The sequence below is a fragment of the Ferrovum myxofaciens genome (genome assembly GCF_000735045.1).
GTDB lineage: Bacteria > Pseudomonadota > Gammaproteobacteria > Burkholderiales > Ferrovaceae > Ferrovum > Ferrovum myxofaciens.
On record NZ_JPOQ01000257.1, the window covers coordinates 1 to 6,063 of the forward strand.

A 6,063-nucleotide genomic window follows, 5' to 3' on the forward strand; every position below is an offset into this window, starting at 1 on the left:
CTCTTTTGTAACAGCACATCTCTGCACCATCACCCCACTCAAAGTAACCTAACGGTTATTTCTTCGTGAGCACTACAATTTATTACTCCCTTGTAGTACCCACACCTATCGGTATCAAATTTTTAATGAACAATCTCTTTCTGGTTGCGGGGGTAGGATTTGAACCTACGACCTTCGGGTTATGAGCCCGACGAGCTGCCAGACTGCTCCACCCCGCGTCCGTCTTGAGTAGAGTTCGCTACTTTACAGATTGTTTTCGGGTCTGTCAAATTCTTTGCGCCATCCTGTCTCAGAACCTTCTTGAAAAACCGCTTCGAAAACGTTTTAACCATTTGAAAATAATTGCTAATATTATTTTTTCATTTTTTTGAAAAATCGAAAGAGTTGGTCAATATTGCAAAATCGCTACCCGAAAGCCAGAAGAAATTGCGCGCTTTTCCGCTATGGCATCGGCATCACTTATCGAACGCGCGGAAAAGTTGTGCGCGCCGGTTAGTTCCGTTCGGGGAATATTTTGTTCAGCGAGTCAGGACCAGGCGCGGCACTGCATCCGTACCCGCCCATAACAGCGCATTCTGACCGTAGGCCTGACCCAGGGCCAAAACTTTTTCACGGGGCCAGTCAAGAACCAGAAGACAGGGTTCTCCTGAGCACCCCCCGTCCTGATCTTCTCCCACTCCCTGGAATATCCGGTATCCCTGCGCACGGATCTCCTGTTCCAAACGCGCCTGAGCCCCCTGGTTTTCTGCTTCGGTACGGGGTTCGCTGGCCGGATTATAAGCGCTGACAAACACGGCGCTGCGCGCACCGTGTCGCTCCATCAATGCACCGAGCATGGAAGAAGGCTCATCAATATGCATCACAAAACCCCTTCCCTCCTTCTCCGTCACCCGGTAATTACTGCTTCGATAAATCGCCAGAAGTTCAGGAGAGATGGTGGTCGTCGACTCAGTGATGCTCATGGTCTCCCCCCTCTCTCCAGCGCCCACGGTCACCCTCGCGCCAGCGCTCTCCTTCTGGATGACCTTCACGCATCCAGGGTCCACCCTCCCGGTGCCAGAACTCGGGGTGCAAACGATAATAGGGAACAAAGGCACCGAGATACCAGGAATTCCTGACGAAATAGACCGGTCGCCCACAGGCGGCATACTGAACACAAAAATTAGGCCAATGACGCCACACCCGGGGAGGAACGCGCAAATAAAGGGGCGGAGGCGGGGCAACGCCATAGGGTGTCGGGGCAACCCAGACCGGTTGAGGGGAAATCAATTGAGGAACCGGGCCAGGTCCCACGACAACGGGACCGTAATACCCTGGTTCGCCCAACTCGAAAGCAGATGCCGGCGTACTGATCCACAGGGTTCCCCAGAGAATCCCGGCCACCTGTATGGCCTGTTTGATAGGCTGGCTCATGATCATCCATATATTAAGTCAAGGTTTTTCGATTCTACAACATCCCTTGATTGAAAGTATCTATTGGGATCCGTTCCGCGCCCGCTCTGAGGATACTCTCCTGAAAAAACATTTCATTATTTCAACTTGTGTTGTATGATTGAATCATGGAAAAAAAGACAGCCACCAAGATTTTCGAGTCACTCTCTTCCGGCCTGCGTCTGGACGTGTATCGACTGCTCGTCAAAAAAGGCAGGGAAGGCATGGTCGCGGGCGAAATCGCTTCAACACTCCACATTCCTCCCACCAATCTGTCCTTCCATCTCAAGTCGCTGACACAGGCAGGACTACTCACCGTGGCGCAAGAGGGACGATTTCAGCGCTACCAAGCCAATATCCCACTGATGCTGGACCTGATTGCCTATCTGACCGAAGAGTGTTGTGCCGGCCATCCCGAGCAATGCCTGCCCCAGTGCGCTGCTCCCCCTTCTTCCGTTCTTTTCTTCAACGCTCGCGAGTTCTGACCGATGAATGTTCTCTTCCTCTGTACGGGCAACTCCTGCCGCTCGATCCTAGCCGAAGCCACCTTCAACCACCTGGCCCCCGCCGGTTGGAAAGCCATGAGCGCTGGCAGCCGACCCACCGGACAAATCCACCCACGCTCCCTGGCTTTACTCGCCCGTCTGGGCATCTCTGCTGCGGAGTATCACAGCAAGTCATGGAACGATCTGCCGACCCCACCGGATATCGTGATCACCGTATGTTCCAGCGCCGCAGGAGAAACCTGTCCGGCTTACCTCGGCCCTGTGCTGCGCACCCACTGGGGCGTTGAAGACCCTGCCCACGCAACCGGAAGCGACGAAGAAATCGACGCTGCATTTATGACGGCCTACCGCATTTTACGTTTGCGCATCGAAACATTTTTGGCGTTACCGTTGGCTGAACTGCAACGGGACAAGACGAAACTCAAGGCTGAACTTGACCGCATCGGTACCTTGATCCCCTGACTTTCTTCTCAACTTCAAGAATCTGTTTTAGCAGCAACCGCCGCCGCCTCATGAACTCATTTAAAACCACTTCCGAGAGGAAACCCCATGACCAAGATTCATATTTTTGATCCAGTTCTGTGTTGCAGCACGGGCGTTTGTGGTGTTCAAGTCGATCAAGCACTGGTGACTTTCGCCGCAGACGTGGACTGGGCCATAAAGAACGGCGCACAGATCGAGCGCATGAATCTTGCTCAGCAACCCCTCGCTTTTGCTGAAAACGCCACCGTCAAAGCCTTTCTGGAACGCTCGGGTCCCGAAGCTTTGCCCCTGATTCTGGTGGCCGGTGAGGTGGCTTTGGCAGGTCGCTACCCCACCCGGACCGAGTTGGCACGCTGGGCAGGCATCGCCAAACCCCTCCCCCCAAAAATTGACGTCGCTTGCTGTTCCGACAGTGGCTGCTGCTGAACCCGGGAATAGCCATGCAGTTCCTTGACCGTCCACCACGCTTCCTTTTCTTTACAGGAAAAGGCGGAGTGGGCAAGACTTCGATGGCCTGCGCCACCGCCCTCCAACTGGCCACCGAAGGAAAATCCATACTGCTGGTGAGCACGGACCCCGCCTCGAACGTGGGACAGGTATTCGGAGTCAGCATCGGACACCACATCACAACCATTCCCGCGGTCCCCAATCTGGCCGCACTCGAAATTGATCCGCTGGCAGCGGCCCAGACTTTCCGGGAACGCATCCTCGGCCCGGTACGTGGTGTGTTGCCCGAACCAGTGCTGAATGCCATCGCGGAACAACTTTCGGGAGCCTGTACCACAGAAATTGCCGCATTTGATGAGTTCACTGCACTGCTGGTGGACTCTGCCATGACCGCCGATTATGAACACATCGTTTTCGATACGGCTCCCACCGGCCATACCCTGCGTTTGCTTCAACTGCCTGGGGCATGGAGTCGTTTCCTCGAAACGGGGAAGGGCGATGCATCCTGCCTGGGGCCCTTGGCCGGACTGGAAAAACAACGCACGGAATATCAGGCCGTCGTCAGAGCGTTGACTGATCCCGCACGCACGCGCCTGGTTCTGGTAACCCGTGCACAACGTGCCTCGCTACGCGAGGCTGCACGCACCTCCGAAGAACTGTTTTCCCTTGGTTTGTCCCAACAGTACCTCGTCATCAACGGACTGCTCCCCTCTCCCCCCCTTCCCTGCGATGAACTGGCTGCAGCCATCCACCAGCGAGAACAAGCGGCGCTTGCGACCCTCCCGGACATTCTCGCAACCTTGCCCCGTGCTCACGTCGAACTCAAGCCCTTCAATCTGGTGGGCCTGGAGGCCTTGCGGCATTTTTTCACCCACCACCCCGAGCCCGCCCCTTCGGGCGAGGTGGAATTATTTGAGTCAGGGGATACCCCCAACAACCTCTCCGACCTGATTGATCAAATATCCGCTGACGGCCCTGGATTGATCCTGCTGATGGGCAAAGGCGGGGTAGGCAAAACCACGTTGGCGGCGGCGGTGGCTGTGGGGTTGGCACGCAAGGGGTTGTCTGTTCATTTGACCACCTCTGACCCTGCCGCCCATCTGACTCACACGCTGGAAGAATCGCTGGCCCATCTGACCGTCAGTCGCATCGACCCCACCGAAGAAAAGGAACGCCATCGACAGCATGTAATGGACACTCAGGGTGCCCAACTCGATGCTGAAGGTCGTGCCCTGCTGGAAGAGGACTTGCGTTCTCCCTGCACTGAAGAAATTGCCGTATTCCAGGCCTTCTCCCGGATCATCGGAGAAGCAGACAAGCGATTTGTGGTCATGGATACTGCTCCCACAGGCCACACACTACTGTTGCTGGATGCAACCGGCGCCTATCACCGCGAAGTCACTCGGCAAGGGAGGAATACCGGCCATCACGTCACGACGCCGATGATGCAATTGCAAAACCCGAAGCAAACAAAGGTACTGCTGGTGACCTGGGCAGAAACCACACCTGTGCTGGAAACTGCCAACTTGCAAGCCGACCTGCGCCGTGCAGGCATCGAACCGTGGGCCTGGATAGTCAACCAAAGCATTGCTGCAGCACACCCGCGCGCGCACCTGCTGCGGCAACGCGCACATAACGAGTTAGGTGAAATTCATGCCGTCTCCACCCAACATGCCCGGCGCTACGCCCTCGTTCCGCTCATGAAACATGAACCGGTGGGCGTGAATTCTCTGCTGGAACTGATCAATCAGCGCATCGAAGGCTCTAAGCGGGACGACAAAGAGCCCAGAATCGAACCACTCCTACAACAGAACCCGAAATCCGGAGACCCCCTTGTCTGTTCAATGTGACGTCACACCAAAAGAATCGGCTGGCATACCCATGAGTATTTTCGAACGCTATCTGACGGTATGGGTTTTTCTCTGCATCTTTGCCGGTATTGCCCTGGGACAAATTCAGCCCAGCCTGTTCCAGGCCATCGGACGCATGGAGATGGCCCAGGTCAATCTCCCAGTAGGACTATTGATCTGGGTAATGATCATTCCCATGCTGGTCAAGGTAGACTTCGGTGCGCTGCACGAAGTCCGTCAACACGTTCGAGGCATCGGTGTGACGCTGTTCGTGAACTGGCTGGTCAAGCCTTTCTCCATGGCATTCCTTGGCTGGCTTTTTCTCCGCCACCTGTTTGCCTCCCTGTTGCCAGCCGACCAGATCGACAGTTACGTTGCCGGCTTGATCCTGCTGGCCGCTGCCCCCTGCACGGCAATGGTATTTGTCTGGAGTCGTCTAACCCAGGGAGATCCGCTCTTCACACTGTCGCAGGTTGCTTTAAACGACTGCATCATGGTTGTGGCATTTGCCCCGCTGGTAGGCTTCCTGCTTGGCATTTCCGCCATTACTGTACCGTGGGACACACTGATCACCTCGGTGGTTCTGTACATTGTAATCCCCGTGGGGTTGGCCCAGTTCTGGCGCAAGTGGCTTTTATCCAAAGGTCAGACCACCTTCGACGCGACCATGACCAGAATCGGACCTTGGTCGATAACTGCCTTGCTGGCGACCCTGGTACTTCTCTTCGCCTTTCAGGGTGAACCCATCTTGAAACAACCGTTGGTCATTGCCCTACTGGCCGTACCCATCCTGATCCAGGTCCTCTTCAACTCGGCACTGGCCTATGGACTCAACCGGTGGGTCGGTGAGAAACACAATGTGGCGTGCCCCTCTGCCTTGATCGGTGCCTCCAATTTTTTCGAACTGGCCGTTGCCGCTGCCATCAGTTTGTTTGGCTTTCATTCAGGCGCGGCATTGGCCACCGTGGTCGGGGTGCTGATTGAAGTACCGGTGATGCTGCTGGTGGTGCGCGTGGTCAATGCAACCAAGCCATGGTATGAACGTCATGCCTGATGACCTATTAACGATCAAAAAGGAAGAATTTCCGTCAGACATGAACCCGTACCAAAGAATCGGAAAGTTTGTTGGGGCATCTGTACGATACAGAACAGACTGCCCTTGAGTTTCACCCCAGACTTGATTTTTATCGTCCTCTCCGTAAAACTTCGGCGTTTACGCTGGAGATATAAGGAGAAAGTTCTTGACTTACGCCTTAAATTCACTGTATAATGACGGTCATGTTGATTCAACGCGCCTATCGTTACCGATTTTACCCGACGCCTGATCAGGCCGATCAGCTTGCGCG

At 55.0% G+C, this 6,063-nt stretch carries 8 protein-coding genes and 1 tRNA gene; 5 read left to right on the forward strand and 4 right to left on the reverse strand.

The window, feature by feature from the left end; translation table 11 throughout:
• Positions 1 to 141: 141 nt before the first annotated feature.
• The 3 genes from IV91_RS0113305 to IV91_RS18575 form a co-directional block, all read right to left on the reverse strand.
• Positions 142 to 218 (reverse strand) — tRNA-Met (locus tag IV91_RS0113305).
• Between the two features lie 300 nt (positions 219 to 518).
• Positions 519 to 962, reverse strand: coding sequence for a DUF3293 domain-containing protein (locus IV91_RS18570; protein WP_051862736.1), 444 nt, complete (start codon positions 960 to 962; stop codon positions 519 to 521).
• Positions 949 to 1,413 carry a hypothetical protein gene (locus tag IV91_RS18575; protein WP_051862738.1) on the reverse strand — a complete coding sequence of 155 codons (465 nt, stop codon included), beginning with the start codon at positions 1,411 to 1,413 and terminating at the stop codon, positions 949 to 951. The genes IV91_RS18570 and IV91_RS18575 overlap by 14 nt, the downstream gene beginning before the upstream one ends.
• A 146-nt stretch (positions 1,414 to 1,559) precedes the next feature.
• On the opposite strand from IV91_RS18575, the gene IV91_RS0113320 reads away from it, so the two are divergent.
• The 5 genes from IV91_RS0113320 (at position 1,560) to arsB (ending at position 5,771) form a co-directional block, all read left to right on the forward strand.
• Positions 1,560 to 1,916, forward strand: coding sequence for an ArsR/SmtB family transcription factor (locus tag IV91_RS0113320; protein ID WP_035418294.1), 357 nt, complete (start codon positions 1,560 to 1,562; stop codon positions 1,914 to 1,916).
• Positions 1,917 to 1,919: 3 nt separating this feature from the next.
• Positions 1,920 to 2,399 (forward strand): arsenate reductase ArsC, encoded by a 480-nt coding sequence (locus IV91_RS0113325; RefSeq protein ID WP_031599261.1) that lies wholly within the window; start codon positions 1,920 to 1,922, stop codon positions 2,397 to 2,399.
• An 87-nt stretch (positions 2,400 to 2,486) separates the two neighbouring features.
• On the forward strand, positions 2,487 to 2,846 hold the full coding sequence (gene arsD / locus IV91_RS0113330) for an arsenite efflux transporter metallochaperone ArsD (protein WP_031599262.1): 360 nt from the start codon (positions 2,487 to 2,489) through the stop codon (positions 2,844 to 2,846).
• A 14-nt stretch (positions 2,847 to 2,860) separates the two neighbouring features.
• Positions 2,861 to 4,717, forward strand: a complete 1,857-nt coding sequence (arsA, locus tag IV91_RS0113335) for an arsenical pump-driving ATPase (RefSeq protein ID WP_082783445.1) — start codon at positions 2,861 to 2,863, stop codon at positions 4,715 to 4,717.
• 31 nt (positions 4,718 to 4,748) lie between these two features.
• Positions 4,749 to 5,771 (forward strand): ACR3 family arsenite efflux transporter, encoded by a 1,023-nt coding sequence (gene arsB / locus IV91_RS0113340; protein WP_035418296.1) that lies wholly within the window; start codon positions 4,749 to 4,751, stop codon positions 5,769 to 5,771.
• A gap of 14 nt (positions 5,772 to 5,785) precedes the next feature.
• On the opposite strand, the gene IV91_RS20040 is transcribed toward arsB, so the two are convergent.
• A partial coding sequence (locus IV91_RS20040; RefSeq protein ID WP_233418484.1) for a hypothetical protein occupies positions 5,786 to 6,063 on the reverse strand: 278 nt, incomplete at its 5' end.

Coding starts and splice junctions, on each gene's coding strand:
- arsA (WP_082783445.1), top strand. CDS start 2,861: ATGCAGTTCCTTGACCGTCCACCACGCTTCCTTTTCTTTACAGGAAAA.
- IV91_RS0113320 (WP_035418294.1), top strand. CDS start 1,560: ATGGAAAAAAAGACAGCCACCAAGATTTTCGAGTCACTCTCTTCCGGC.
- IV91_RS0113325 (WP_031599261.1), top strand. CDS start 1,920: ATGAATGTTCTCTTCCTCTGTACGGGCAACTCCTGCCGCTCGATCCTA.
- arsB (WP_035418296.1), top strand. CDS start 4,749: ATGAGTATTTTCGAACGCTATCTGACGGTATGGGTTTTTCTCTGCATC.
- arsD (WP_031599262.1), top strand. CDS start 2,487: ATGACCAAGATTCATATTTTTGATCCAGTTCTGTGTTGCAGCACGGGC.
- IV91_RS18575 (WP_051862738.1), bottom strand. CDS start 1,413: ATGAGCCAGCCTATCAAACAGGCCATACAGGTGGCCGGGATTCTCTGG.
- IV91_RS18570 (WP_051862736.1), bottom strand. CDS start 962: ATGAGCATCACTGAGTCGACGACCACCATCTCTCCTGAACTTCTGGCG.